Raw genomic sequence first — 25,565 nt, 5'->3', positions numbered from 1 at the left:
AGAACAAAGAGCTATATCTCCACATCATTCAATGATTGAAATGATCTTTCTTCTAAAGCCAAATGATCAATCAATACTTTGGCTCACGCTGAGTGGCAGCATAATTTCAACAATGGTTCCTTTCGGCTTGTTGGCGGCAAAATGAAGGGTTCCATGATGATCCTGTATAATTTTTTGGCTGATCATGATTCCGAGTCCCGTGCCCCCTGACTTTGTTGTAAAAAAGGGTGAACCGATTTGGCTTACAATCTCAGCGGGGATACCCTTCCCCTGATCCAAAAATCGAACCAATACACATTGCTTCCTCCGGATAACCTTAACTTTAATTCCGGCTCCTTTTGGGCTCGCTTCAATGGCGTTTTTCAGAATATTAATAAAGACCTGTTTAAGCTTGTTTTCAGCACATCTTATGTATAGACTACCGGGATTGGTTTCCATGACGATCTCATTCTCTGTCAAATGCGCTTGGGCGTTAAGCAAGGTTATCGTTTGTCTAAGCAGGGTGATGAGATCCTTATCGATTAGATCCGAGCTTTGCGGTTTAGCAAGAAATAACAGCTCCCCAATTATGGCATTAATCCGGTCCACCTCGGATATGACCAACTCGCGATAACCTCTAATGGATTCGGTTTCAGAAAATAATAGTTGAGCAAACCCTCTTATACTGGTTAACGGATTCCTGATTTCATGGGCAATTCCCGCTGACAGCTCTCCAATCAGAGAAAAGCTCTCGCTCTTTCTTAATAACTCCTCTGTCCTCTTCCGTTCCGTAAGGTCACGGACTATAGAAATGACCATGTTCTTATTATTTAGCTTAAATATTTTTGAATTAATCTCGACAGGAATTCTTGTTCCATCTTTGGCCACATGAATCCCTTCAACAAAAGCCGTCTTTCCTTGAACAATGGAGCGGAAACTTGAATCGAATTGATCCGCAAGACCCGGGTCCGCAATATCGGGCGGCGACTTCGCGAGAAGCTCCTGTCTGGAATAACCAAGCTTTTGGCAAGCTGTATCATTCACATCGATAAAATTAGAGACTTTTCCTTGATCATTATATTCAAAGAAAAATATGGAATCATTTGCCTGGTTGAACAAGCGGTAATATTTTTGCTCCGACACTTTATTTTCTGTTACATCTCTCGAAAGGCATAGGAAAGCGGTTATTGAACCATCCGGCTCCATGAGCGGCGAGATCGTAATGCTGATGCTGATCAGTTCACCATCCCGTTTTTTTCTGACCGTATCCAGCGTAACAGCCTCTATCTTCTGGTCAAAATACTGAAAACTGCCAGCCCATTCATTATATAATTCAGACGGTATATGGGGAAAATTCATATCATTTAAATCATCTTTAGACCAGCCGTACAATTTAATAAAAGAAGGATTTACATACACCACTTTTTTATTCAGGTCCAAAATATAAATGGCATCAGGACTGTATTCAAGGTAGGAGTATAAGGAATACTGCGGCAATTGAATCTTAGAGATCTTTTCCATAGGACTTAACTCCCGTAACCAGTTTACATTTCAAACAGACCGTTTATTTGCTATCCTGTGCAGGTTCCTGATGCTCTTTCGGCAAACACTTTTCTTGTATTGTACTCTTTATTCTTCTTTTATGAATTTACTTTTTTCACATATCGAAGAAACAAAAAAACGGAGATTCCCATGAAATCCCCGTTTTTTGCCTATTTTTCGCCCGTGAGTATGGCGTAGATTTTCCAAGTGTTATCCGGCATTTTCTTCATCAGGTATTGGCCGTCCGTCTTGATGGTGTCTTCGTAGGTATTAGCGCCGTTCGAAATTTTCATTTCCACTTCACCGTATACCGAATCCAATACCGCAAGACGGTCAGAACGCTCTGTAACGCGGAAGGTCGGGGCTTTCACGACTTTAATGTCTAACGTTCCGCCCATGGCAGCCATTTCATTGATCTCCGCCAAGGAAGACATACTGTAAGCGAACTGATAGCCTGTGTAATACTTAAGAAAACTCCGCTCGAGGTCAGCATACTTCTTGTCTACCATTAGCTGTGTTTCTTCTTTGTCTGCTTTCACGGCAAGATCAATCAAATCCTGTTCAAGCGGCAGGTTCCCCTGCTGCAGCTTCAGGGAGCGTTCCAGCATGACAACCGCTTGAGCGCGGGTAGCGCGGCCAAACGGCTTGAATTCGGTCTCGGTCATCCCGGCCACAATGCCGACTTGGCTAGCTTTTTGAATGGCAGGCTTTGCGTAATATTGCGGAACATCCGTGAAGGTTTTGGGTTGTCCGTCGAACTTTACGGATGATGAAAAAGCGTTCACGACCATAACGGCGATCTCGCCTCGTGTGATCGGCCGGTCAGGACCGAATTCCGTATTGGAAATGCCGCCGACAATACCGAGCGAGCTGGCGATCCGGATCGGATCGGCGTACCATTTTCCAGCCTTGACGTCCGTGAAGGTTTTACCTGGCTGGCTAGTGGTCAGACCCGCCGCACCAACAAGAATCGTTACGAATTCGGCGCGGGTAATGTTATTGTTCGGCTTAATATTGATCGTACCATCCGCGTCGGCATAGCCGCTTAGCAAGCCTGCATTGACGAAATTATCAAGCGTGTCATTTGCCCAGTGCCCTTCAATGTCGGAAGGATAATACTTGTCCAGCAGATCGGTTTCAGCTGCGTGGGCTGATAGGGGAAAGCTCGTAAGAATCAGGAACAAGGGTAAAAGCAGAAAAATGGCAATGCGGTGTAACTTCGGTCTCATCTGGGATGTCCTCCTAATGTTTCTATATTCCGTCCCTTAGAATAGCAGAATCATAAGATTATCTCTAACGGAAATATCTGCTAGCCGGAACTTTTATGCATAATGCCTTCATTTTAGTGGGACATTAATCATTGTTATCCAAAATATGGAGGAGGGTAAAGCAATGAATACACAAAGAGCCCAAGAGATCGCCGCTTCGCCGATTATGGCAAATGTAACCTATGATGGGACGCAAATCTATATCCAGAATGTGGATGAAAATACCGGCATGGCCAGAATCTATCCATTGAATCAGCCGGAAAATGAGCAAACGGTCTCTGTTAGGAACTTGATCGAACAATAAATACAAATGTGTACCGACTTAAGCAATAGAAGGCTTGCAAGGGCGGTCAGCTAATCTCCCGGAAAAGTTTATGCTTACGAACAATAAAAAATCGCTGAGCTCCTAAGTGTTCAGCGGTTTTTTTCGTATGGAGCCTAGGAGGATCGAACCCCTGACCTCATCGCTGCCAGCGATACGCTCTGACACGGTGGTCTGGGGCACTGCCCTATACTTTCACCTCACGGAGCAATGATTGATTTTCAACTGCTTCCTTTTCAATAAGATAACCCTGTCCTACGATGGACCGACTCCCTAGCTCTTAGCATGGGTAGGTAGCTTGCCAAACCCCTATGGGACTTTCACTCTGATATAACCACCCATGATTCCCCCTTCCCTGTTTCAGTACAAAGTGGCGTATAATGATCAAAATAGAAAATTCACAGAAGGAGATTTTAAAATCATGAAATTGAGTCTGAATTGGATTACGCTCAGGGTGCGCGATCTGGAGGCTTCCCTTAATTTTTATCACAGGATTCTGGGGCTTCCGATTGACCGCAGATTTGAGAGCAAGGAAGACAGATTGTCATGTTAGGCACGGAGGGGCAGCCCAAGATCGAGCTTATTCAGGGAAACGACCCGACCCTGAAGCCGGAATGCGGCGTTTCCGTTGGTTTCGACGTGGAGTCGCTGGATGAGGCAATAGAGAATTTGAAAAGCAAGGGCATCCCGGTAGCGCGCGGACCGATCACGCCGAATCCAAGCCTGCGTTTCTTTTATATACTGGACCCCGACGGCTTCGAGGTGCAGATCGCGGAACATAGCTAGGCCAGCGCTTTTCAAGTCAATAATCCACAAACTAGAGCGCTATCCAATCACAATAACTGGTCATACTGTCCCTGATACTCTTGGTCGGCATGCATGATCATTATTAATTTGCCGAAATACCTCAAAAAGAAATAGACCGCCCTTAAAAGCGGCTATTCATTAAGGAGTCGTGCCCGACGCACGGCTCTCTTTGCAATGTGCTTCATTTCTACCCAAAATACACCACGATTGAAACCAAGAAAAAGCCACCTATCTCCTTAGTGTTCCATTATAATATTTTCGCTTTTTGTTACCTTATACCCGAGCTTCTTATATATTTTCAGTGCATTCTCATTGTTCGCCCGGAGTTGAAGATGGGATTCGTCCATCCCTTTGCCTGCCAAATAATCCATTCCTCGGCTAATCAGATATGTTGCTAATGAAGGAAGACTTTTCTTTTGTGATAGAGAAAGGATTTAGCGAATATGTTAACGTGTCAAACATCATGGATAACATGTATGCACTCTATCAATACTGAGCCACCAATTTTAATGGCTTTCTAAATAAAAAAAGGGTGGCTCTACAGCAATATTTAACTACACCGCTGTATTGACAAGATTATTTTACTTTGCCATATGGGATTGTATCATAGTATTGCACCGATTGATAAAATCCAAGATGATGGATAATTCTTCATCCGAATATTTGCATAAAATTTGAATTGTATCGTCCAAGGCCGATTCAAATTTGGCGTCAATATGTTGTAATTTTGATGGAACTTTGTGAACAAGGACTTTTCTTTTATCCTCCGGGTCCTTCTCCCGCCTCACATATCCAGATTTCTCCAGCCGATTGATTATTCCGGTCACAGCACCAGTTGTCAACCCAGTATACTCTGTAATTTGTCCTGCCGTGAGAGGGCCGTTTCGGATAATGTGATCCAAACATTTATGATCTGTAGCGTTAAGACCGTACGATTCCGCAATGGATGTGTGAAACAGTATGGTATTTGTGCTGTTTTGGCGTAAAGCTGCAAGAAGCTCCATTTGAATTGGGGTTAGGGCAGAAAGTTTGCTTGACATAAATACCAGCTCCGAATATGATTTATTTATCTTAGTTTAATAAGATAAGATATATGATACGATTATAACACATCAAATCCAATAGAAAATTCAAACACAAGAGAGTGTTGGTACACGCAATGAATATCTGGTAAATGAGCTTCCTAAGGGATATTCACCTATCAAGTTTATACTATTGCTCCTGACGTTTCCAGATTGTTAATTTCAATTTGCAAAAGGAGGCATGCAGCAAAAAGAGCGAATGCTCTTTTCAGTACCTGATGTCCGCTTCAGGGTTGCCGATATTTACTTAAATAATGGAGATGTGACCAGATGTCTACCTTATGGAAAAAAAGATTGTTGAAGTTAGGGATTATCGTCCCGATTTCCCTGAATGTTGTTGCTACCGTTGACGCATTAACGAGATCAGAATTTAATCCAATACGCCATTGGATCAGCCATCAGAGTCTGGGCGAGCGAGGCTGGCTTGGGACATGGAATTTGCTTCTCTCCGGAACGTTGATTATAGTTTTTGCCATCGTGCTAAAACTAACTCTTGAGTCAGGCAGAAGCGCGGTGTGGGGCTCCATTTTTATGGGTACGTTCGGATTAGGATTGCTTATAGCTGCCTTGTTCCCCATAGACCCTGGGCTGAATTGGCCTCCCGGTTTACCTGCTAGCCGCAGCGTATCAGGCCAAATTCACGATATTGGAGGAGCACTGGTATTTGGTTCATTAATTGCCGTTTGCCTTGTCCTGTCAAGTAAATTCAAGGAAGGCTCTGATTGGATAAGATGGAGAGTTTATTCTATTCTCTCGGCACTCGTCGTTTTCGCTTCTTTTGTCCTATGCAGCATTTTTGTTGCCTTGGACTTCTCCAATGTGATGCCCAGTGCGCCAAGCGGTCTCTTTGAACGGATTTCTATGGCTGTAGGGTGCCTCTGGATCGTGCTCCTAACACTTCGTCTACTAGGTAACAAGGAATCGACAAACTAATTCATGCTTAAAGATCTGAACAACAACGTATCCATGAAAGTCCTTGCACCGACTTTAAAACGTACTTTACTCGCTAAATCAAATTTCAACGAAAGAGGAGATTCCATGAACCAAGAAGTCACCAACTTTATTAACAATGTAAATCAACCGTGGCAAGCGATTGTTGGCAACCAGCTTCGACAGATTGTACACGATTCGATTCCCGATGTAGAGGAGCGGATCCAATACCGCAAACCTCATTTTTTGAAGAACGGCAAGTATGCAGCTGTGATCACGACGGCAAAGGAAACAGTAAGTTTTACGATCTTTAACGCCTCAAATCTCAAATTGCCAGAAGGTTTGTTTGAAGGCCCTTCCGAAAGAAAGACAATCAAAATCCGTGATGGCCAGACGGTTGATTATGAACTGTTGACAAAGCTTTTAAAGCAAGCATCCAGTACCTTGTAAACCATTCTTTTTTTCGAAATAAGGGGGTTTATACATGCAAACTGTTACAACTAAGCCTGTAACGCCGATCTCACAAACCGCTGCGCGTTTTTCATGGGCGGCAGCCGTCTTGTTCCTGATATTACTTGTCGCTCTGCACGTCATCAAACCGGAGTTTGATCCTTCGTGGCGTATGGTTAGCGAGTATGCGATTGGGAGTAATGGCTGGGTCATGAGTATCGCGTTTCTTTCCTTATCGATTAGCTGTGCCGCCCTATTCATTGCGATCCGGTCGCAAATAAGGACTACTGGTGGTTATATCGGTCTGACTTTACTGTTGATTAGTGCCGCCGCTATTGCCTGTGCAGCATTCTTTAACATTGATCCCATAACGGCAAGCAAAGATACCTTGACAACACATGGTAATCTTCATGGTTTAGCGTCTATGGTCGGCAACCCCGGCCTTACAATTGCTGCTATACTCATTAGCCGGAGTTTGATTCGCGAGCAATCTTGGTCCCCGGCAAGGCGATCGCTTCTATGGATGTCCAACCTGATTTGGATATGCTTACTGTTGATGCTATTGACTTTAGCCGTTACGCTTCTGCAAAGCGGAGGTAAATTCGGTCCGAACGTGTTAATCGGATGGCCCAATCGGCTTCTAATGGCAGCATATTGTGCATGGCTGATGTCGGTGGCTTGGCACGCGTTAAAGTTGAACAAGCAAAAATCCTAACAAGATCGCGGTATTAGAATGAGACGCCGTACTCACTGTCCCTGCACGCGGGCGAACCTATCCGGTTGAGATCCCGCGACCATGTAAATGAAGAAAATCTTCACTCTTTGGAGTGAGGCTTTTCTTCACAATGCTTGCGCCTTAAAAGCAACTATTGCTACGGGATCCGTGTTTGAGCACAGCTCCTTCCTGCATGGTACGTCATTTCAACCCGCAATTTACCTCCGATTGAAACCAAAATAAAAAAAAACGGCATCTCTGCCGTTCTTTCTGTATGGACTCTCAGGGACTCGAACCCTGGACCAATTGATTAAGAGTCAACTGCTCTACCAACTGAGCTAAGAGTCCATATTATGGTGGAGCCTAGGGGGATCGAACCCCTGACCTCATCGCTGCCAGCGATGCGCTCTCCCAGCTGAGCTAAGGCCCCGTATTATATCCGATATGTATAAATCGGCTTATTTCTTGTGTCTTCCGCATCATGATGTCCCGCAGCCGACTTCTATATCATATAAAATTACGAGATCTATGTCAACAGTTTTTTTCGAAAATTCTTGGGGACCAAAATCAGATCACCGTATCAATAGGAATAAGCGGGGACGGACTGATAAGCCTGAGCTTACAGTCCGTCCGTCTCCGCCGGGTTTTTGGACAGGAGCGCCTTTAGTTCCTTCATGAACATGTTGATGTCTTTGAATTGGCGATACACAGATGCAAAGCGGACGTAAGCGACTTCGTCCACCGGATAGAGCTGTTCCATCACAAGTTCGCCAATTTGCTGGCTCTCAACCTCGGCTACGGCAATGCCGCGCAGCGATTTTTCGACCTCGGAGACGATCATCTCGAGCCGTTCCACGGATACGGGGCGCTTTTCGCAGGCGCGGATCAGGCCGCGCAGAATTTTGTCCCGGCTGAACTCCTCACGGCTTCCATCCTTTTTGATAACGATCAGCGGAGTCTCCTCCACCATCTCAAACGTAGTGAAGCGGCGGCTGCACCTTTCGCACTCTCTCCTGCGGCGTATTGATTTATTTTCATTGGCAGGACGGGAGTCGAGCACTTTTGTGTTGGTATGGTCGCAGTATGGGCATTTCATGATCTGATCACTTCCTTTTGCTAAGATTATGGGTATTCCTTTTCCAGAAAACACCTTTGATTGTGAGTAATGATTGTAGCATGTCCGGCACATAATACAGTTACCAACCGATAGGAGGTGAACAGAAATGGCACAAGCAAGCAATGGTCAATCCAGCACCAATAACCTTGTCGTACCAAGAGCGAATGCGGCTTTGGAGCAACTGAAATATGAAGTTGCCCAAGAACTTGGTATCACTCTTTCTCCGGACGGATATCAAGGCAATAAAACTTCTTATGAGAACGGTTCGATCGGGGGTTATATTACGAAACGTCTGGTAACCCTGGCTGAACAACAACTGGCAGGTCAATTCCAATAATCTGCCAACATAAGCTTGCCGAAGAAGTGCCAAACGGTCCAGGCGGCCGGTCGGCACTTCTTTTCTCATGCATCGCTTAATACACAGCTAAAATACGCCCCCGTAGATCTCCGTATATTGATTGTAGTAATAAATGACACGCTGTACGTAGTGGCGGGTTTCGCCGAACGGAATATTTTTGATATCCTCTTCGCTGCCGTTCCATGAACCATCCGCTAGCCAGCGCTGAACCATTCCGGGTCCGGCATTATAGGCCGCAATGACCGCTGTACGGTTGCCGTCGAACTGCCCGGATAAGGTGTGCAAATACCAGGCGCCCAGCTCAATATTGGCGGAAGGCTCATTCTTAAGCCGGCTCATCGATACATCGGGGAGCTTGGCCTGTTCAAGCGCCCACTTTGCGGTATCGGGCATCAGCTGCATAAGTCCGATTGCTCCTTTTTTCGACTCGCGGCCGGTCTTGTAGTTGGTCTCCACCCGGATGATTGCCGCCACAAGATAGGGGTCAACCTGATACGTTGAGCTGTGCTTGCGGATTTCTTCCTTAAAATAAATCGGATAAAACCAGGACATCCAGTTCGTGCTGAGAAACAATATGGCGGTAAAACCGAGAAATAACAGCAGCAGCACTCTTTTTTTCAGGAGCCATTTCAGCATGGAAGACCCAGCCTGTCCCACAAAACGGCAATCTGCCGCTCCGTATCGGCAAGATCCCCGCTGTTATCAATGATGTAATCGGCTTTGGAGCGCTTGAGCTCAATATCCATTTGCGAGTTCAGCCGGGCCTCAGCCTGATCCTGTGTTAACCCGTTCCGACTCTTCAGACGCTCAAGCTGTACTTCTCGCGGCGCATAGACAACCAAGATCCGTTCAAACATATCCTCCTGCCCCGATTCGAAGAGCAGAGGGATATCCACGATAATCAGGCGCTCGGGCGTTTCCCGTTCCATTGCCTGCATCCGTTTCCTGGTTTCACGGCGGATTGCCGGATGGGTCAGTCCGTTCAGAGCCTTCAGGGCTTCAGGATCGTGAAAGACGATATCGCCTAATTTCGTGCGGTTCAACGTTCCGTCAGGGAGAAGGATCCCTTCGCCAAAATATTCGGTAACAGCGGCCAGCACCTCGTGTCCGGGGAGCATGACCTCCCGGGCAATGGCATCGGCGTCAACGAGCCTTGCCCCCTTCTCGATGAGAATGGCGGACACGGTGCTTTTTCCGGAGGCGATTCCCCCGGTTAAGCCCATAATCATGTTTTCACCTCATAACAGCTTCAATATTCCTATTGCAATCAAGAGCAGCGCAGGCAGCACCGAAGCATGCTTCATCCAGGAGGTTCCGGCAAAACGCAGTCCCGTATGAAGCCCCAGAAGCAAAATACTGCCGCTGAACAGGGCAATAACGAGCGACGTCCAAAGCGGATTAAATCCAAGGAGCGCGGCGCCAAGACCCGTTCCAAAAGCGTCAAGCGAAAGGGCAATGCCCAGCACAAGCGCCTCTACCGGCGAAATGCTGCCTGATTTATCCATGTCGGCCGAGGACGGAGTGCGAAGGATTTGAACGACAATCCCCAGCCGCCGCAGCTCTAGGGAAAATACCGCGGATTTCTCCGGCTCTTTCTCCGAAGTTCCATCTGTTACTGCCAGGCTTACCGGACCGTGATTTTCTGCGTTTCCCGGTATGCCGACAGTTTCCTCTTCCGTCTTTTCTTCATCCTTTTGCACCACCAGCTGTATCAGCGACCAGCAGCCCATGAGAAGGATAATGACCGCCCCGATCAGGGAAGCGATATGAGGCGACACGACTTTGGCCAGCAGAACGCCAACCTGCATCGAGACGCACATCACAACTCCAGAGCAGAGCGAGATAATGAGAACGGAGGGCAGCGGTATTTTCAATTTGCGCAATCCGTATGTAATGCCGACACCGAAACCGTCCAGACTCAGAGCAAATGCCAACAGCAGCAGTGAAAAAATGGGGTTGATCACCCGCAATCCCTCCCGTGAAGAACCGAAACCTCCGATGCATAAAGACGGAAGTCGTCGGGTCGCAAATGTAGCATTCTTCACACAGTATATGGGCGGGATGGGCTGTGGGTGTCAACCTTTATGAAAGAATGTGAAACACGAAGAAAACCGGCGTAATTCAGCGAAAAATAACTGTCCTTCAGGTTAAATAGGCGGCTGGCAGCTTGGACAAAAATGCGTCCCGCGTCCGCCGACCACGCTCTTCTCAATCACAGACCCACAGGAATAGCAGGTCTGGTCTTTCCGGCCGTAGATCAGCAGCTTGTGCTGGTAGCTTCCGCTCACTCCCTGGCCGTTCACGTACGATTTGACGGAGGAGCCGCCAGCATTCACCGCTTCCGTCAGCGTAGCGACGATCGCCTGATGCAGCCGCTCCAATTGCTCTGCGGTCAGTGATTTGGCAGCCGTCTCCGGATGAATACCAGCCCGGTGAAGGGACTCATCCACATAAATATTGCCGATGCCGACCACATATGCCTGATTGAGCAGCAAAGGCTTGATTTTTGTATTTTTCCCGGACAATAAATCTCTAAACGCTTCGGGTGTAAATTCCGGGTCCAACGGTTCCAGTCCCAGCTTGTTCAGCGGAGGAAGGCTGAGATCTTCTCCAGGCAGGAACAAATCCATGGTGCCGAACTGTCTTACGTCCGTATAGCGCAGCTCAGTACCATCCTGAAAATAAAAAATAACATGCGTATGTTTATCTAAAGGCTCCCCAGCCGCATACAATCCATACCTTCCTTCCATCCGCAGATGGGAGACAAGAACCAGATCGTCCAGCAGAAAGCGTAAAAATTTACCGCGGCGCTCCACGCGCTCTATCGTATGGCCTTCCAGCATAGTTTCAAACATTCGAATATCATCCGGACGCCGGATAATGCGCGGCAGCCGGACGGTGACTTTTTGTATCTTTTTCCCTTGAACCAAGGCGTTCAGTGTTCTCTTGACGGTCTCTACTTCCGGTAATTCCGGCATGATGTCTTCACCTCTACTCCATTATACCGGATAAGCCTGGCACGCGGGACCTTTATTTCGCTTCATACCAGTTGCCGCCATAACTTACCTCCGCCTTGAGCGGAACAGACAGCTTCAGCGCGCCTTCCATGACTTCGGGCACGAGTTTTTTCATCGTTTCCAGCTCGTCCTCCGGCACCTCGAACACCAATTCGTCATGCACCTGAAGCAGCATGCGGCTCTTCAGCTTACGCTCGAACAGGGCCCTGTCCATATGGATCATCGCCAGCTTGATAATATCGGCCGCGGTTCCCTGAATCGGCGTGTTCATTGCCGTCCGCTCAGCAAAGGAACGCAGATTGAAGTTGCTCGCATTAATCTCCGGCAGATAGCGGCGGCGCTCCAGCAGCGTAGTGACGTAGCCCGCTTTACGCGCTTCGCGGACAATCTCGTCCATGTAGCGGCGCACGCCCTGAAACACCTCGAAATACTGCTCGATGAACCTTGCGGCTTCCTTCCGCGTAATATTTAGATTCTGGGAAAGGCCGTAATCGCTGATGCCGTAAACGATACCGAAATTTACCGCTTTGGCGGAGCGCCGCATGTTGCCGTCGACCGCTTCGGCAGGCACGCCGAATACGTCCATGGCCGTCTTGGTATGAATATCCATATCATGCAAAAAGGCTTCCTTCAGCCTTGCGTCGTCCGAAATATGCGCTAGCACCCGCAGTTCGATCTGCGAATAGTCGGCCGCCAGGATCGACCAGCCCGGCTCGGAAGGGACGAATACTTTGCGGATTTTGCGCCCTTCCTCCAGCCGGATCGGAATGTTCTGCAAGTTCGGGAACTGGCTGCTCAGCCTTCCGGTCGCCGCAATCGTCTGGCGGTAGAAGGTGTGCACTTTGCCCGTCGAGGGGGCGATTTCCTTCAGCAGCCCTTCCACGTATGTGGACTGCAGCTTCGCAAGCGTGCGGTACTGTAAAATATTTTGCACGATTTCATGGTAAGGCTCCAGCTTCTCCAGCACCTCGGCATCGGTGGAATAGCCGGTCTTTGTCTTCTTGATAACGGGCAGGCCCAGCTTATCGAACAAAATCTCCCCGAGCTGTTTCGTCGAGTTCAGATTGAATTCCGTGCCCGCTATTTCATAGATTTGTTCAACGAGCCCTGAGATCGTGCTCTCAAACTCCCGGCCCAGCTCCTTGAGGCCGTCCATATTAACGGAAATCCCCTGTTTCTCCATGTCGGCCAAAATGCGCGAAAGCGGCATTTCCAGATCATGAAACAGCCCTGACATGGCTGTTTCGGTCAAATCTTTCTCCTGCTTCGGCACAAGTCCAAGCACGGACGCGCTCTTGGAGGCAACATGCGCGCCGAGCATGTTCAGCTCCGGCACCTTGTATTTCGCTCCCTTGCCAAACACATCTTCATCCGGCGCAAGCCGGGGCAGGCCGTATTTGGCGACAAGGTCGCTGAGGTTCTGGTTGGCCTCGGTCGGGTCGAGCAGGTATGCTGCGAGCTGCACATCATGCGCCGCTCCGGCGAAGGGAATACCTTGCCAGTGCAGCGCCAAGTCCGCGCGGTGCAGGTCGTAGCCGTTCTTCGGCGCATGCTCGTCAGCTAGCCAATCGCGCAAGCCCGCCGCGGCTTCGCTCTGCAGCAGCTCGAACGGCACAAAATAATGCCGCAGCGGCGTAGACACGGCCATACCGATCACCTCGGCGCGGTGCGGGTTCTCGCCGTTCGTCTCCACATGCAGCGCCTTCACCTCTGTCAGCGCGGCCGTAAGCTCTTCAAGCTCCGGCTCGCCAGCAATGACGATGTCAAGCTCCTCCGCTTCGGAGGACGACTCTTCGTTCACGGGGGCGTTCCCGCTTAAGGAAAGCCGCTCCAGCAGCGACTTGAACTCCAGCTTCGCCAGCGCGGGGCCGGCAGTGTCGTTCTTCAGACCGTGAAAAGCCATATCCTCCCAGGAATGTGTCAGCGGAACCTCACGGTATATGGTCGCCAGCTTTTTGCTCATGATGGCGTCGTCAGCGTGCGCCTCCAGCTTCTCCTTCATCTTGCCCTTCAGCTCGCCCGTTCCCGCGATCACTCCCTCGACAGAGCCGAACTGGGCAAGCAGCTTGAGGGCTGTCTTCTCGCCGACACCAGGTACGCCAGGAATATTGTCACTTGCATCACCCATCAGCCCTTTGAGGTCGATGATCTGCTGCGGCGTCAAATCGTACTTTTCACGAATCTGCTCCGGCCCGTACAGCTCAATATCGGTAACGCCCTTGCGAATCAGCGCGATCGTCGTATGCTCCGACGCCAACTGAAGCATGTCCTTATCTCCGGATACGATCATCACCCGGCGTCCCGCTTCGTCCGCCTGCCGGGAGATACTGCCGATAATATCGTCAGCTTCATAGTTCTCAATCTCAAACTGCGGCACGCCGAGATCGCGCAGCAGACCTTTGAGGAGCGGGAACTGCTCCGACAGCTCGGGCGGCGTCTTCTGCCGGCCCCCTTTGTACTCCTGATAACCTTCGTGCCGGAAGGTGACCTTTCCCGCGTCGAACGCGACGATCAGATGCGTCGGTTTATGCTCCTCAATCAGCCGCAGCAGCATTGTAGTAAAGCCGTACACGGCGTTGGTCTGCTGCCCTGCCGTATTGGTCAACGGAGGCATAGCGAAGAATGCGCGGTAAATGACATTATTTCCATCTATAAGAATCAGCTTGTCCATAATACACCTCGTCTTTAATTGCTTATCTTTACATTTTACCACATGGCCCGCCCAAATAGCCCGCAAAGTGCCGCAAGCGGCTTCAAAGCTTACTCAGGTAATTTGCGGGACCTTCGAAAACTTATACATTTTATGCTGTGAAAAAAGAAGAAAGCGCCCTCGCCGCTCAGCGGCAATGATGCGCTTTCTCTTATAGACATATTCAGCGTTTCCGCCAAACGGCCTGGCAGTTTACTACATATTTAAATCCGGACGTTTACCCGTTACCAAATAAACGACGCTTTCACCGATGTTGGTTGCATGGTCGGCAATCCGCTCAATGTACCGGCCAACCAGCGTAAGCAGCATCGCTTGGGAGACCGCCTCGGGCTTCTCGATCATATAGGTATACAAATCGTTGATCATAGAGCTGTACAAATGATCGACCTGATCATCGTCCATTGCCATTTTATGCGCCAGATCGGTATTCTCGTCCAGATAGGCTGTAATTGCTTCACTGGTCATGAGCGTTACAATTTCAGCCATCCGGGGAATGTCAACCAGCGGCTTGATCAGATCCTGGCCTTGGATGCGGAGAGTAACCTTAGCAACGTCCAGCGCCAAATCGCCCATCCGCTCGAGATCGCTCGATATTCTAAAAGCAACGATAATTCTGCGTAAATCTTTGGCTACCGGCTGCTGCGTTACGATTAGGCGCGAACCGATATCCATAATCTTTTCTTCCATTTCATTAAGATGAACGTCAGCTTGCACAATTTCCTGTGCTCTGGACGTATCAAGCTTCTGCAAGGAAAGCACCGCTCCTTCGAGCGCGTCAATGACATGCTCAGCCATCTGCCGCAGCAGATTTCGCAGTTCGTCAAGATTTTTGTCCAATTCCACTCTTCGAATCATAATTAGAGCGATCCTCCTCGAATCAATAGGTCATCCGGGTAGACCAAACGCATACTTCCCTATTGGAAGCCGCCTTTTAGCCAAATCTGCCGGAAATGTAATCTTCGGTGCGCGAATCTTTAGGATTCGAGAATAACTGCTCAGTGTCCGCCGCCTCGACAATCACGCCGTTCAGAAAAAACACCGTTCTGCCTGATACTCGCGCAGCTTGATGCATATTATGCGTAACCATTACAATCGTATACCGATCCCGCAGTTCCTGAACAAGCTCTTCAATCTTCTGTGTCGATACGGGGTCAAGCGCGGAAGTTGCTTCGTCCATTAGCAGAATATCGGGCTGTACGGCAAGGGCTCTGGCAATACACAGCCGCTGCTGCTGTCCACCCGACAGACTAAGCGCCGATTTCTTCAGGAAGTCCTTGACTTCGTCCCATAGGGCTGCTTGGCGCAGACTTTGCTCCACCAGCTCGTCTAGCTCGGCTTTGGGAGGCTTGCCATGCAATCGGGGACCGTAAGCAACATTATCGTATATCGATTTCGGGAAAGGATTCGGCTGCTGAAAAACCATGCCCACTTGCTTGCGCAAGTTCTCAACCTCGACATCGCCGCCGTAAATATCCTTGCCACCGACCAGAACCTTACCTTCGATCCGGGTTCCCGGAATCATATCGTTCATCCGGTTCAAGGTGCGCAGCAGCGTCGATTTGCCGCAGCCTGACGGCCCGATAAATGCGGTAACCGCCTTCTCCGGAATTTGCAAGTCCATGCCTTTAAGCGCATGAAAGGACTCGTAGTAGAGATCCAGCTTTTCTATATCAATGATGGTCTTCTTCTCTATGTCAATGACGGACTTCATTATATGTGTGCGTCTCCTTCTCATCATCTTCGGTACAATCATAAGCCATGATTGTAAATGCCACTCTAGAGAATTGTTAACGCTCTGTAAAATCACTCATCGCGAGCAGCCTTCCCTTGACCTCCAAAGCCCGGTCTGCACTCTGCCGTACCAGCCGGCAGGCTGCTTCGTCCGCCTTCTCCACTGTGGAAACTGCGGTTTGGAGGCTTGAGAAGAGCCGCTTCGCGGCCGCTATTTCTTCCGCGCTGCCGCCAATATCGCCGGCAGCGGCTCCAGTGAGCTCAGCGGTACGGGCGGCCTGATCCCCAATAGCTCCAAGCAGCGAAGAAATACTTGCCGTCAGCAGGCGGGTATGACGGGCAAGGTTTTTCACCTCGTCAGCCACGACTTGAAAGCCCCTACCATGTACGCCAGCATGGGCGGCCTCAATGGACGCGTTCAGCGCAAGCAGTTCGCTGGTTGCGGCAATCCCATCAATCTCTCCCGTCAAGGAAGCGATCTCCGTCACATTCTTCAGCAGCTCCTCAACCTGGCTGCGCTGCTCGGAGATTCGCTCCTCTACCCGCAAATACGAAGTATGTACATGGCCCAGCTTCCCGGAGCCGGCGTCAATCCACTGCTCCATACGGCTGCATTCGGCACGGGCCGTTTCGGCGGCAGACGCGGCTTCCTGCAGCGAAGACTCCATCTCACCGACATGGACGCAGCTTCCTTCTACGGCAAGGCGGCGCTCCTCTTCAGCCCGCTCCTGAAGCCGTCCGGAGAGCGCCATCAGATCTCTCACCGTCAATACGCCCTTCAGCTTTCCATTCTCGATGACGATAACGCAATCGTAGAATTGTTCTTCCTTACGCCGCAAGGCCCTAGTGATCAGTTCGGAAGGCGAGGCCGAAGACTCCACCACAAGCGCATCTTTATCGGCAAAGCTGTATGCCGGACGTGAATAGAATAACTCTGCTGAGAATCTGCCTGACAGCTGGCGGTGAAAATAATCCCGCATTAGAAGGCCGGCAGGGCGATCTGCTTCGCCCTTGACGACAAGGCATGGAGCACTCAAGTTGTCGCGAAATACAGCCAGCGTCTCAAGGCAGTCAAGATGCAGGTCAATCTCTGGAACGCAGATGCAGTAATCCGTAAGCGATATGGCGGAAGGCCGGGCTGACGCCGCCTCCTTGCCGTCCGAGTCCATTGGCAAGGGAGTCTCACGCTCTTTCGTTATAACGCAAGTCTCATCTCCCATTTCATTTCCCGCCTCCCTTGCAAACTCCGCCGTTGCCGCGGACTGTGGGGCTTGGGTCCGTGAAGCATCCGGCCGCGCCGGAGCTGGATGCACTGCGTCTAGTGACAAAACACCCGTCTGCGCCGCCTTTCTTTTTTGCCTGAGCAGATGTTCATTCCGTCCGATTTCCTGGCGTTTTATTGTAAGCTTGTCTTTTGCCGCCGAATCGGCACTTATGTCCGTCCCTCCTCCGCTCAGCTTGCCTCTCTCTTCCTCAACCGTTGTGAGTGAACCCAATGCACATTCCTCCTGCATGACTATTATATTCATAGCGTATCAATCAAATGTCATAGGAATATTTTCTTACCGTTAATGAAATGTGACTGAAAATGCACGGCTATCACAAGGGTAAAAGGAAATGGATAATACTTCCTAATAAAAAAAGAACCCCGGGCCTCGGTTAAGCGACCGGAGTTCTCTGTTTGTTGACAACCAGCTTGTAGCCGACTCCGCGGATGGAATCGATGTGGACCGATTCGGGGTCCAGTTCCAGCTTCTTGCGCAGCGAACTGACGTGAACATCTACCGTACGCTGCCCGCCGATGTAATCGAACCCCCAAACGGCGTTCATCAAATCGTCTCTAGTCAATACAACACCCGGCTTGCGGGCCAAATACAGCAGCACTTCAAATTCCTTGGGACGGAGATTGATGCTCTGTCCACCCAATGTAACTTCGTATCGCTCGGGATAAATCTCCAGTTGGCCTAAAATAATGGTGGAATCCGTCTCACCCGTTCTGACCTGCGGTTCTTCCGATATACCTGAGATGCGACGGAGTACGGCGCTGACTCTAGCCAGCAGTTCGGATACCCCGAAAGGCTTCGTCATGTAATCATCCGCTCCCGATTTCAACCCGCGGACGACATCTTCTTCGGTATTCTTGGCCGTCAGCACAATGATGGGCGTCGTTATCCCCTGACCGCGCAGTTTATCCAGAATATCAATCCCGTTCATCCCCGGCAGCATGAGATCCAGCACAATCAAATCAAAATGCTCTTTGACCGCCCGATCATAGCCCGCCGTTCCATGATCCTCATGTGCCACCTCGTAGCCTTCCTGTGTCAGATTGTAAGAAAGCAGCCGGGCCAAAGTCGGTTCGTCTTCGATGACAAGCAATCGTTGTGCCATAGGTTCCCCCGTCTTCATAATTTTTGACAAGCCCATCATATCATCGGAATGTTATCCCAGTGTAAAACATTTACGTAAATCGCTCTATTTAAACCTAAGCTTACCTGCCGCTTCACACAAGACTGGAAAATACTAAAATAATTGTCAAATTTCATACTCCTGCAGCAGCGGCAGCTCCAGAATGAAAGTGCTTCCGATACCGAGATCACTTTCCACGGAAATAGCGCCGTGGTGCAGATCCATTAGATGCTTGACAATCGACAACCCGAGGCCGGTTCCGCCCGAGCTTCGCGACCTCGCTTTGTCCACCCGATAGAACCGTTCGAAAATACGCGGCAGGTCTTTGCGCGGGATTCCGATCCCGGTGTCCGTGACGGTGAATACAACCGTTTCCGTTCCGTCTTTTTTCTGCCGGTTAATCGCTCTTACCTTGACGTTGCCGCCTTCATGTGTATAACTGATTGCATTGGAAAGCAGGTTGAGGAAAATCTGCCGCAGCTTGTCCTCATCGGCTTCAATGAAGAGCTCTTCAGGCACCTCTGCGCTTAGGCTGATGCTTTTTTTCTCCGCTACCTTACTCATCGTTTCAAGCAGCGAATCGAAGAAGGTAGCCAGGTGAACCGGAGAACATTCCAACTGGACTCGTTTGGACTCGATTTTGGACAATTCCAAAATATCGGCGATCAGGCGGTTCAGCCTTTCATTCTCGTCATAAATAATTTGTAAAAATGAGTTCGCCGTCTTCTCATCTTTCACTCCGCCTCCGAGCAGCGTCTCCGCGAATCCCTTGACCGCCGCAACCGGCGTCTTGAGCTCATGCGAGACATTGGCAACGAACTCGCTGCGCATTCTCTCCAGCCTCCGGATTTCCGTTACCTCTTGAAGCAGGAACAGCATGCCTTGGTAAGAATCGTCCTGAGTCATCGGCACCCCGTCCAAGCGCATAATCCGTTCTCCCGAATTGTAAAAGCTCCGCTCCTCATGCACCGGCTCCCGGCGGAATAATCCATCTTCCAAAATCCGGGTCAGCTCATAGTGGCGCTTCAGTTCACGGAAGGAGCGGCCGACCAAGTCTTCCGCGTTCACGTCCAGCATTTTCTCAGCCGCCTTGTTGAGCAGGGCGATTTTTCCCCGCTCATTCACCAGCAAGATGCCGCCGGTCATATTATCAAGCACGCTTTGCAGCAGGTTCTCATTATCGCGTATCGTTCGAAGCTGGGTCTGCAGACTATCCGCCATCACGTTGATCGCGGTGGCGAGCTGGCCGATTTCATCCCTTCGCTTCAGGGATACCCGAGCGTCATAATCAAGATCGGTGATCCGGCGGGCCACACGGGTAATCTGCTCCAGTGGTGATGTGAGGCTGAGGGAGACGCGATAGCTGACAATAGCAGCCGCAATGAACAGCAGTACAAGTCCTCCGGCCATAATTGTCCAGGCCCTGTTCACTCCTTGTTCGACAAGGTCAAGGGACAGAGACAGGCGGATATATCCGTTGAAGTTTCCGTTCTGTGACGACACCTTCTGGGCAACATAAAGCATATCCTGCCTCAACGTGTCACTGTAGCGGATTGCCCGGCCAATCCCGTCCTTAGCGGCGATAATCTCTTCTTCACGATTGGAGTGATTGTCCATTAGCTGCGGATTTCTCTCCGAATCGCCAATCACTTTTCCCTCTTGTGTAATAAAGGTAACCCTCGAATTCGTGAGTTTACCAATACTTTGGGCCTGTCCGGTATAATAATTAATCGCATTGGCGGCGTTCATATCGCGGAATTCCATCGTGCCCACCAGCAGATTTATTTCCCGGGACATATGATCTTCAAGCGCTGCAACATGGGAATCCCTGAACAGATGCGCCATCGTGAAGCCCGTTCCAATCATGGAAATTCCGATCAAAGTCATTAAAATTAACGAAAGACGGACTCGAAATGGTTTCATGCGGCACATGCCTCTTTCTATGCTTTACTATACTGCTGTATTCTATCGTAGCCCGATTTCGGTGAAATTGCCAGTACAAAAGCATGCCATGTAAAACCAAAAAAAGGAGCCCCAGACGTTATACGGCTGTGCTCCGATGCTGCTTTATATGATCATAATCATTGCTTAAACCTGCCGCCCCGGCTGCTTCACCAAGGGTAGCCAAGCTTGCGGATAAGAGACTGCTGGTTCGCTTCTCGGGCAATGTTACATATATCAGCTTACTTAAACACCGCTTCACGGAATAAAGCAAGTTTCCCGGCGGAATCCTTCTCAACGTCAGCATGTAAGCTGTTCCCGTGGGAATCCATGGTCACAATCGCCGCAAATCCGTCCATCGTCAGATGCCACATCGCCTCGGGGATGCCGAATTCGAGAAAATCGACACCGTTCACCTTCTTGATGCATTCGGCGTAATACTGCGCCGCTCCGCCTATCGCATTCAGATAGACGCCGCCATGATCATGGAGCGCCTGAAGCGTCTTGGCTCCCATGCCGCCCTTGCCGATGACGGCCCGGATGCCAAACTTCTTAATGATGTCCCCCTGATACGGCTCCTCGCGAATGCTTGTCGTCGGGCCGGCCGCCTTCACATGCCATCCTTCCTCGTCTTTAAGCATAACGGGACCGCAGTGATAGATGACCGCCCCGTCCAGATCAACCGGAGACTCATGGTCGATTAAATACTTATGCAGGGCGTCGCGGCCGGTATGCATTTTACCCGATAGGATGACCACATCGCCGACACGCAGGCGGCGTATGTCTTCCTCGCTAATCGGCGTAGTCAGCCGGATCTCCCGGGGGCCGCTTGCCGTATCTGCGCTAACCGCAGCAGTACTTTTGGCAGCAGCCGATTGGATGACCGGGTCACCGGAGCCTTCGGCCACCGCAGCATTCACATCCGAGGACGTTTCCGCCGCGACCGCTCCTACAGATATGCCGGAGCCCCGCTCATACAGCCACTCCCGGATATCGCCGGTAGCAGTGTCGATCACCACGCCTTGGCGGCGGAACGCCCAGCAGTTATAGGCGACAGAAACGAAGAAGCTCGCTGGTAGCCGGTTCATCACCCCAATCTTACAGCCGAACAGGGTTACTTCTCCCCCGAAGCCCATGGTGCCGATGCCGAGCTTATTGGCATTCTCCATAATATAATTTTCCAGGCTACGCAGTTCCGGGATCGGATTCCTATCATCCACCTTGCGAAACAGCTGCTTCTTCGCCAGCTCATATCCGGAAGTCCGGTCGCCGCCGATCCCTACTCCGATAAATCCCGCGCTGCAGCCCTGCCCCTGAGCCTGATAGACAGCATGAAGAATGCACTTGCGGATACCGTCAAGATCGCGTCCGGCTTTGCCCAGTCCTTCCAGCTCGGCGGGAAGGCTGTACTGAATGTTCTTGTTCTCGCAACCGCCTCCCTTGAGGATGAGCCGCACATCAATATGCTCTTCTTCCCACTGCTCAAAATGAATTACCGGCGTGCCTTCGCCCAGATTGTCACCGCTATTCCCGCCGGTGAGCGAATCGACGGAGTTCGGCCGCAGCTTGCCGTCACGGGTCGCCCGGACAACGGCTTTGCGGATATCACGCTTCATTTCGAGCTGATTCACGCCTACCGGCGTATGTATGACAAAAGTCGGCATGCCCGTATCTTGGCATATGGGCGAGACCTGAAGCTCGGCCATGCCGATATTTTGCGCAATTGTAGCAAGGGCCAGTCCCGAGCGTGTATCCTTATCTTCGAGCGCCCGTCCCGCAGCTATCGCCCGGCGCACGTCGCCAGGCAAGTTGGTGGAGGTCTCAACGATCAGATCATACACACTGTCTTCGAACTTCCGCATCATCAATACACTCCTCTTAAGTCCAGGGTTTAGATGGCTTTCATTTTGAATCTATCATATCATACCGGTGCCTGTCCGGATAAAAAAAACCAACCCTCCGTAAAGAGAATGGTTGGCTTAAACTCTTGAACTCCTCCGTCAGCGCATGGAGCTTTCGGCAAGAATATCCCAATCCTTGAACACCGGCTGAAGCCCGCTGCTGTACAGCATATCTCTGATTTCCGGCACGCTTCGGCTATCGGAAATTTCAAACTGCGGCGTTCCGCCGTCACTGGTATGCCCGCCTACCTCAGTCGAGACGCCTGCCGACATTTTGGTTACCCCCAAGTGCACAAGGCGGTCCCGCAATTCAGCGGGTTCTCTTGTGGACAAAGTAATGCCGGAACGGGGCAGGAACAGCCGGTAAGCCAGTATAATCTGTACCAGCGCGCGGTCGGTCACGTCCGATTCGGGGTTAAAGCTTCCGAGATAGGGACGGAAACGCGGCGGAGACAGGCTGATCTCACAGCCGGGATAACGGTCCTGAAGATAACTTGCGTGCATCGCCGTCATGAACGCTTCCTGCCGCCAATCGTACAAACCGAGCAGCGCGCCGATGTTGACGGAGCGGAAGCCCGCCTGACAGCCACGTTCAGGAGCATCAAGCCGGGCCCTGAAATTACGCTTCGGTCCTTTGACATGCAGCTTGCTGTACGTCTCCTGGTGGTAGACCTCCTGGAATAGAGTCAAACCGTCCACACCCGCATCGGCCAATTCCTTGTATTCCTCCATCGACAGCGGATTGACCTCGATGCTGATGGAAGAGAAATACTTTCGGAGCACCTTTACGCAATCTTTAACGTAACCGACCGGAGAGTCCTTTCGCGATTCCCCCGTCAGCAGCAGAATATGGCGTAGTCCCGTAGAGGCAATTGCTGCCGCTTCCGCTTCAACTTCTTCCAGCGTCAGCTTCTTGCGCGGAAAATCATGAATGGCGCTAAAGCTGCAGTACGTACAGTGGTTGACGCAATAATCCGCCACATACATTGGTGTGAACAGCTGAACGGCATGGCCGAAATGCGAGCGGGTGATGCGCTGCGCCTTCCGCGCCATTTCTTCCAAATGCTGGCCGGCCGCCGGTGACAGCAGGGCAAGCAGATCTTCCTTGTCCAGCTTCTCCTTGGCCAGCGCCCGCATGACATCTTCCCTCGTGTACTTCTGCCACAATTCCTTAAAGGGAATACGCTCCAAGATCATCAGTGACTCATAAAAGCTCAACAGTCTCAGTCCCCCTTCCTATACGTTCAAGAAACCGGTCAAAGGCGAAGAAGCTTCCGCCTCCTGCTGAATCGGGCCCAGCCCGGCCAGATACGCCTGCCGGCCGGCTGCAACCGCGCCGCGAAAAGCTTCCGCCATGCCGAGCGGATCACGGGCTGTGGCAATCGCCGTATTCAGCAGCACGGCGGCCGCGCCCATCTCCATCGCTTCCGCTGCCTCCGACGGACGGCCGATTCCGGCATCCACAATGACCGGCAGGCCGGCCTCTTCAATCAGGATGGAGATCAGCTCCTTCGTCCGCAAGCCGCGGTTGCTTCCGATAGGCGCCCCCAGCGGCATCACCGCCGCTGCTCCCGCGTCTCTCAGCCGGAAAGCCGCAGACAGATCCGGGCTCATGTAGGGAAGGACGATGAAGCCTTCGGCAGCCAGAATTTCCGTAGCACGGATCGTCTCCAGATTATCCGGCAGCAAATATCTCTGGTCGTTAATGACTTCGATCTTCACCCAGTTCCCCATCCCTGCCGCTCTGGCCAAGCGGGCGATACGCACGGCTTCTTCTGCGGTGCGTGCGCCGGAAGTATTGGGCAGAAGGGTCATCTGCTGCGGAATATGGCTTAGAATGTTCTCCTCCCGCGAAGAGGGATCGACTCTACGAAGCGCCACTGTGATTACTTCGGAGCCTGAACGGGCGATTACCTCCGGAATCAGCGTGTTGCGGCTGTATTTGCCGGTTCCGATGAACAGACGGCTGGACAGGGCTTTGCCCCCGATATGTAATGCATCCTGCATAATAATAATCCTCCCCTATTCGGTTAATAGAATGCTTGATAGGCTAGCCAAAATAACGGTGATACAGCGACCGGGCTTCGGCTGGATCGCCCGTTCCGTGAACGAGCACCCGTCCATCGGGAAAGATCGCCATACGGTGCTGGTCCAGTGTCAAAGACAGCATAAAGGGATTCCGCTCTGCCCGGCCATAGGCGGACAGCCGCCGCTCCCACTCCTCCAGATCAAGCCTCGTCGGCCTTGGCGGGCGAATCTGCACCGTATCCCGCCCGCAGAGTACGGCCGTTCTGGAATGGCTGCCCGGCGATAAATAAGGATAAGTGCGTTTAGCGCCGCAGGACGGGCAGTCGGCGCGCTTCAGCTTGGACGTATCCACCGACGAGTAACGATTCGTCCACAGATCGAAAGAGACCAGTGTCCCGCGCAGCGCGCTAACGTTCCCTGAGAGCCACTTCAGCGCTTCGGCCGTCTGGTAGGCAGCCGTCATCTGCACGGCGGGACCGATTATGCCGGCCGTGTCGCAGGTATCCCCTCCGGCTGGAACACTGTCCAGCAGACAGTGAAGGCAGGCGCTCTGGCCTGGAACAATCGTCATTGAAATGCCGTAGCTGCCGGTGCAGGCGCCATAGATCCAGGGAATTCCGTCCCGCGCGGCAATATCGTTTACGATCATCCGCACCTCGAAATTGTCCGCCGCATCAAGAATAAGGTCTATGCCGCGTGTATAGAGGCTGATTTCCTCCGCTGTAATATCCGCAACGATTCCTTCAACTTCCACAGAGGAGTTAACGCTGCGAAGCCTGCGGGCGGCAGCTACCGCTTTGGGAATCCGCTCAGCCGCATCCTGCTCGCTGAACAAATTTTGACGCTGCAGGTTGCTCCACTCCACATAATCCCGGTCGACGAGGGTCACCTTGCCCACACCCGAGCGCACCATCGTCTCCGCGCATGCGGAGCCAAGCGCCCCTGCGCCAATAATCAGAACCTTCGCCTGCGCCAGCTTCTTCTGACCTTCGGCTCCGATTCCGTAAAACCGCTCCTGCCTGCTGTATCTGTCCTCTCCGGCGAAATTCACCGGCCTCAGCCTCCTCCCACAAAATGCACAAGCTCGATGCGGTCCCCGTCGGCAAGGGGGATTGTTCCGTAATTATCCCTACCCACAATCATGCCGTTCAGTTCAACGACCATCCGCCTTTCTTTCCATTCGGGTCGGCTCAGCAGATCCGCAAGCGTAGCGCAAGCTTCGTCCAGCTCGATCTCGTTCCCGTTGATATAGAGCTTCATT

General features: G+C 51.0%; 26 protein-coding genes and 2 tRNA genes. 7 read left to right on the top strand and 21 right to left on the bottom strand.

Annotated features, from left to right (window positions below):
• Window positions 1-66: 66 nt before the first annotated feature.
• Together KP014_RS12490 and KP014_RS12485 are read right to left on the bottom strand one after the other, a co-directional pair.
• Window positions 67-1,500: a PAS domain S-box protein gene (locus tag KP014_RS12490; protein WP_036596438.1), complete on the bottom strand. Its 1,434-nt coding sequence runs from the start codon at window positions 1,498-1,500 to the stop codon at window positions 67-69.
• 191 nt (window positions 1,501-1,691) lie between these two features.
• Complete coding sequence (locus KP014_RS12485) at window positions 1,692-2,750, bottom strand: S-layer homology domain-containing protein (RefSeq protein ID WP_036596441.1); 1,059 nt, start codon at window positions 2,748-2,750, stop codon at window positions 1,692-1,694.
• A 163-nt stretch (window positions 2,751-2,913) separates the two neighbouring features.
• Here KP014_RS12485 and KP014_RS12480 point away from each other — a divergent pair, with 163 nt between their 5' ends.
• The 3 genes from KP014_RS12480 (at window position 2,914) to KP014_RS12475 (ending at window position 3,897) form a co-directional block, all read left to right on the top strand.
• Window positions 2,914-3,093 carry a small acid-soluble spore protein H gene (locus tag KP014_RS12480; protein WP_036596443.1) on the top strand — a complete coding sequence of 60 codons (180 nt, stop codon included), beginning with the start codon at window positions 2,914-2,916 and terminating at the stop codon, window positions 3,091-3,093.
• Between the two features lie 439 nt (window positions 3,094-3,532).
• Window positions 3,533-3,664 (top strand): VOC family protein, encoded by a 132-nt coding sequence (locus tag KP014_RS29085; RefSeq protein WP_254776468.1) that lies wholly within the window; start codon window positions 3,533-3,535, stop codon window positions 3,662-3,664.
• Window positions 3,658-3,897 carry a VOC family protein gene (locus KP014_RS12475; protein WP_254776467.1) on the top strand — a complete coding sequence of 80 codons (240 nt, stop codon included), beginning with the start codon at window positions 3,658-3,660 and terminating at the stop codon, window positions 3,895-3,897. Before KP014_RS29085 ends, KP014_RS12475 begins: the two co-directional genes overlap by 7 nt.
• A 602-nt stretch (window positions 3,898-4,499) precedes the next feature.
• On the opposite strand, the gene KP014_RS12470 is transcribed toward KP014_RS12475, so the two are convergent.
• On the bottom strand, window positions 4,500-4,958 hold the full coding sequence (locus KP014_RS12470) for a MarR family transcriptional regulator (RefSeq protein ID WP_036596446.1): 459 nt from the start codon (window positions 4,956-4,958) through the stop codon (window positions 4,500-4,502).
• 312 nt (window positions 4,959-5,270) lie between these two features.
• Here KP014_RS12470 and KP014_RS12465 point away from each other — a divergent pair, with 312 nt between their 5' ends.
• The 3 genes from KP014_RS12465 (at window position 5,271) to KP014_RS12455 (ending at window position 7,095) form a co-directional block, all read left to right on the top strand.
• Complete coding sequence (locus tag KP014_RS12465) at window positions 5,271-5,933, top strand: DUF998 domain-containing protein (protein ID WP_036596449.1); 663 nt, start codon at window positions 5,271-5,273, stop codon at window positions 5,931-5,933.
• A gap of 105 nt (window positions 5,934-6,038) precedes the next feature.
• Complete coding sequence (locus tag KP014_RS12460; RefSeq protein WP_036596477.1) at window positions 6,039-6,380, top strand: DUF1801 domain-containing protein; 342 nt, start codon at window positions 6,039-6,041, stop codon at window positions 6,378-6,380.
• A 34-nt stretch (window positions 6,381-6,414) separates the two neighbouring features.
• Complete coding sequence (locus KP014_RS12455; protein ID WP_036596452.1) at window positions 6,415-7,095, top strand: DUF998 domain-containing protein; 681 nt, start codon at window positions 6,415-6,417, stop codon at window positions 7,093-7,095.
• A gap of 275 nt (window positions 7,096-7,370) precedes the next feature.
• Here the strand turns inward: KP014_RS12455 and KP014_RS12450 are convergent.
• The 3 genes from KP014_RS12450 to nrdR all read right to left on the bottom strand — a co-directional run bounded on the left by KP014_RS12450 (window position 7,371) and on the right by nrdR (window position 8,191).
• Window positions 7,371-7,443 (bottom strand) — tRNA-Lys (locus KP014_RS12450).
• 6 nt (window positions 7,444-7,449) lie between these two features.
• A tRNA-Ala gene (locus KP014_RS12445) sits at window positions 7,450-7,525 on the bottom strand.
• 189 nt (window positions 7,526-7,714) lie between these two features.
• The gene (nrdR, locus tag KP014_RS12440) at window positions 7,715-8,191 is read right to left on the bottom strand and encodes a transcriptional regulator NrdR (protein ID WP_025699786.1); all 477 of its coding nucleotides are present in this window, start codon (window positions 8,189-8,191) and stop codon (window positions 7,715-7,717) included.
• A gap of 127 nt (window positions 8,192-8,318) precedes the next feature.
• Between nrdR and KP014_RS12435 the strand changes: the two genes are divergently transcribed.
• On the top strand, window positions 8,319-8,549 hold the full coding sequence (locus KP014_RS12435) for an alpha/beta-type small acid-soluble spore protein (protein ID WP_025334221.1): 231 nt from the start codon (window positions 8,319-8,321) through the stop codon (window positions 8,547-8,549).
• A gap of 87 nt (window positions 8,550-8,636) precedes the next feature.
• Here the strand turns inward: KP014_RS12435 and KP014_RS12430 are convergent, their stop codons facing one another.
• The 15 genes from KP014_RS12430 to thiS form a co-directional block, all read right to left on the bottom strand.
• Complete coding sequence (locus tag KP014_RS12430) at window positions 8,637-9,206, bottom strand: lytic transglycosylase domain-containing protein (RefSeq protein ID WP_425517272.1); 570 nt, start codon at window positions 9,204-9,206, stop codon at window positions 8,637-8,639.
• Entirely contained in the window at window positions 9,200-9,799 is a 600-nt protein-coding gene (coaE, locus tag KP014_RS12425) for a dephospho-CoA kinase (RefSeq protein WP_036596457.1), read from the bottom strand. The genes KP014_RS12430 and coaE overlap by 7 nt, the downstream gene beginning before the upstream one ends.
• A 9-nt stretch (window positions 9,800-9,808) precedes the next feature.
• On the bottom strand, window positions 9,809-10,534 hold the full coding sequence (locus tag KP014_RS12420) for an MntP/YtaF family protein (RefSeq protein ID WP_036596459.1): 726 nt from the start codon (window positions 10,532-10,534) through the stop codon (window positions 9,809-9,811).
• A gap of 183 nt (window positions 10,535-10,717) precedes the next feature.
• Window positions 10,718-11,548 (bottom strand): DNA-formamidopyrimidine glycosylase, encoded by an 831-nt coding sequence (gene mutM / locus KP014_RS12415; RefSeq protein WP_036596462.1) that lies wholly within the window; start codon window positions 11,546-11,548, stop codon window positions 10,718-10,720.
• A gap of 52 nt (window positions 11,549-11,600) precedes the next feature.
• Entirely contained in the window at window positions 11,601-14,258 is a 2,658-nt protein-coding gene (gene polA / locus KP014_RS12410; RefSeq protein WP_036596465.1) for a DNA polymerase I, read from the bottom strand.
• 234 nt (window positions 14,259-14,492) lie between these two features.
• Window positions 14,493-15,152 carry a phosphate signaling complex protein PhoU gene (phoU, locus tag KP014_RS12405; protein WP_036596467.1) on the bottom strand — a complete coding sequence of 220 codons (660 nt, stop codon included), beginning with the start codon at window positions 15,150-15,152 and terminating at the stop codon, window positions 14,493-14,495.
• A 76-nt stretch (window positions 15,153-15,228) separates the two neighbouring features.
• A complete protein-coding gene (gene pstB / locus KP014_RS12400; protein WP_036596468.1) occupies window positions 15,229-16,008 on the bottom strand; it encodes a phosphate ABC transporter ATP-binding protein PstB in 780 nt (259 codons plus the stop codon).
• A 76-nt stretch (window positions 16,009-16,084) separates the two neighbouring features.
• Window positions 16,085-17,524, bottom strand: a complete 1,440-nt coding sequence (locus tag KP014_RS12395) for a methyl-accepting chemotaxis protein (protein ID WP_175491840.1) — start codon at window positions 17,522-17,524, stop codon at window positions 16,085-16,087.
• Window positions 17,525-17,687: 163 nt separating this feature from the next.
• Entirely contained in the window at window positions 17,688-18,416 is a 729-nt protein-coding gene (locus tag KP014_RS12390) for a response regulator transcription factor (RefSeq protein WP_036599800.1), read from the bottom strand.
• Window positions 18,417-18,560: 144 nt separating this feature from the next.
• The gene (pnpS, locus tag KP014_RS12385) at window positions 18,561-20,357 is read right to left on the bottom strand and encodes a two-component system histidine kinase PnpS (RefSeq protein WP_036599796.1); all 1,797 of its coding nucleotides are present in this window, start codon (window positions 20,355-20,357) and stop codon (window positions 18,561-18,563) included.
• Window positions 20,358-20,617: 260 nt separating this feature from the next.
• Entirely contained in the window at window positions 20,618-22,237 is a 1,620-nt protein-coding gene (locus KP014_RS12380; RefSeq protein ID WP_090834135.1) for a fumarate hydratase, read from the bottom strand.
• A 138-nt stretch (window positions 22,238-22,375) separates the two neighbouring features.
• Window positions 22,376-23,494 carry a 2-iminoacetate synthase ThiH gene (thiH, locus tag KP014_RS12375; RefSeq protein WP_036587385.1) on the bottom strand — a complete coding sequence of 373 codons (1,119 nt, stop codon included), beginning with the start codon at window positions 23,492-23,494 and terminating at the stop codon, window positions 22,376-22,378.
• An 18-nt stretch (window positions 23,495-23,512) separates the two neighbouring features.
• Window positions 23,513-24,283, bottom strand: a complete 771-nt coding sequence (locus KP014_RS12370) for a thiazole synthase (RefSeq protein WP_036587388.1) — start codon at window positions 24,281-24,283, stop codon at window positions 23,513-23,515.
• A gap of 43 nt (window positions 24,284-24,326) precedes the next feature.
• Window positions 24,327-25,355, bottom strand: a complete 1,029-nt coding sequence (locus KP014_RS12365; RefSeq protein ID WP_036587391.1) for a ThiF family adenylyltransferase — start codon at window positions 25,353-25,355, stop codon at window positions 24,327-24,329.
• Between the two features lie 5 nt (window positions 25,356-25,360).
• Window positions 25,361-25,564 (bottom strand): sulfur carrier protein ThiS, encoded by a 204-nt coding sequence (thiS, locus tag KP014_RS12360; protein WP_036587393.1) that lies wholly within the window; start codon window positions 25,562-25,564, stop codon window positions 25,361-25,363.
• Window position 25,565: the final 1 nt, after the last annotated feature.

The sequence above is a fragment of the Paenibacillus sophorae genome (genome assembly GCF_018966525.1).
Taxonomy (GTDB): Bacteria; Bacillota; Bacilli; order Paenibacillales; family Paenibacillaceae; genus Paenibacillus_AQ; species Paenibacillus_AQ sophorae.
This window is presented reverse-complemented; position numbering and strand designations above follow the sequence as displayed.

Coding starts and splice junctions, on each gene's coding strand:
- KP014_RS12490 (WP_036596438.1), bottom strand. CDS start 1,500: ATGGAAAAGATCTCTAAGATTCAATTGCCGCAGTATTCCTTATACTCC.
- KP014_RS12485 (WP_036596441.1), bottom strand. CDS start 2,750: ATGAGACCGAAGTTACACCGCATTGCCATTTTTCTGCTTTTACCCTTG.
- KP014_RS12480 (WP_036596443.1), top strand. CDS start 2,914: ATGAATACACAAAGAGCCCAAGAGATCGCCGCTTCGCCGATTATGGCA.
- KP014_RS29085 (WP_254776468.1), top strand. CDS start 3,533: ATGAAATTGAGTCTGAATTGGATTACGCTCAGGGTGCGCGATCTGGAG.
- KP014_RS12475 (WP_254776467.1), top strand. CDS start 3,658: ATGTTAGGCACGGAGGGGCAGCCCAAGATCGAGCTTATTCAGGGAAAC.
- KP014_RS12470 (WP_036596446.1), bottom strand. CDS start 4,958: ATGTCAAGCAAACTTTCTGCCCTAACCCCAATTCAAATGGAGCTTCTT.
- KP014_RS12465 (WP_036596449.1), top strand. CDS start 5,271: ATGTCTACCTTATGGAAAAAAAGATTGTTGAAGTTAGGGATTATCGTC.
- KP014_RS12460 (WP_036596477.1), top strand. CDS start 6,039: ATGAACCAAGAAGTCACCAACTTTATTAACAATGTAAATCAACCGTGG.
- KP014_RS12455 (WP_036596452.1), top strand. CDS start 6,415: ATGCAAACTGTTACAACTAAGCCTGTAACGCCGATCTCACAAACCGCT.
- nrdR (WP_025699786.1), bottom strand. CDS start 8,191: ATGAAATGCCCATACTGCGACCATACCAACACAAAAGTGCTCGACTCC.
- KP014_RS12435 (WP_025334221.1), top strand. CDS start 8,319: ATGGCACAAGCAAGCAATGGTCAATCCAGCACCAATAACCTTGTCGTA.
- KP014_RS12430 (WP_425517272.1), bottom strand. CDS start 9,206: ATGCTGAAATGGCTCCTGAAAAAAAGAGTGCTGCTGCTGTTATTTCTC.
- coaE (WP_036596457.1), bottom strand. CDS start 9,799: ATGATTATGGGCTTAACCGGGGGAATCGCCTCCGGAAAAAGCACCGTG.
- mutM (WP_036596462.1), bottom strand. CDS start 11,548: ATGCCGGAATTACCGGAAGTAGAGACCGTCAAGAGAACACTGAACGCC.
- polA (WP_036596465.1), bottom strand. CDS start 14,258: ATGGACAAGCTGATTCTTATAGATGGAAATAATGTCATTTACCGCGCA.
- phoU (WP_036596467.1), bottom strand. CDS start 15,152: ATGATTCGAAGAGTGGAATTGGACAAAAATCTTGACGAACTGCGAAAT.
- pstB (WP_036596468.1), bottom strand. CDS start 16,008: ATGAAGTCCGTCATTGACATAGAGAAGAAGACCATCATTGATATAGAA.
- KP014_RS12390 (WP_036599800.1), bottom strand. CDS start 18,416: ATGGCACAACGATTGCTTGTCATCGAAGACGAACCGACTTTGGCCCGG.
- pnpS (WP_036599796.1), bottom strand. CDS start 20,357: ATGAAACCATTTCGAGTCCGTCTTTCGTTAATTTTAATGACTTTGATC.
- KP014_RS12380 (WP_090834135.1), bottom strand. CDS start 22,237: ATGCGGAAGTTCGAAGACAGTGTGTATGATCTGATCGTTGAGACCTCC.
- KP014_RS12370 (WP_036587388.1), bottom strand. CDS start 24,283: ATGCAGGATGCATTACATATCGGGGGCAAAGCCCTGTCCAGCCGTCTG.
- thiS (WP_036587393.1), bottom strand. CDS start 25,564: ATGAAGCTCTATATCAACGGGAACGAGATCGAGCTGGACGAAGCTTGC.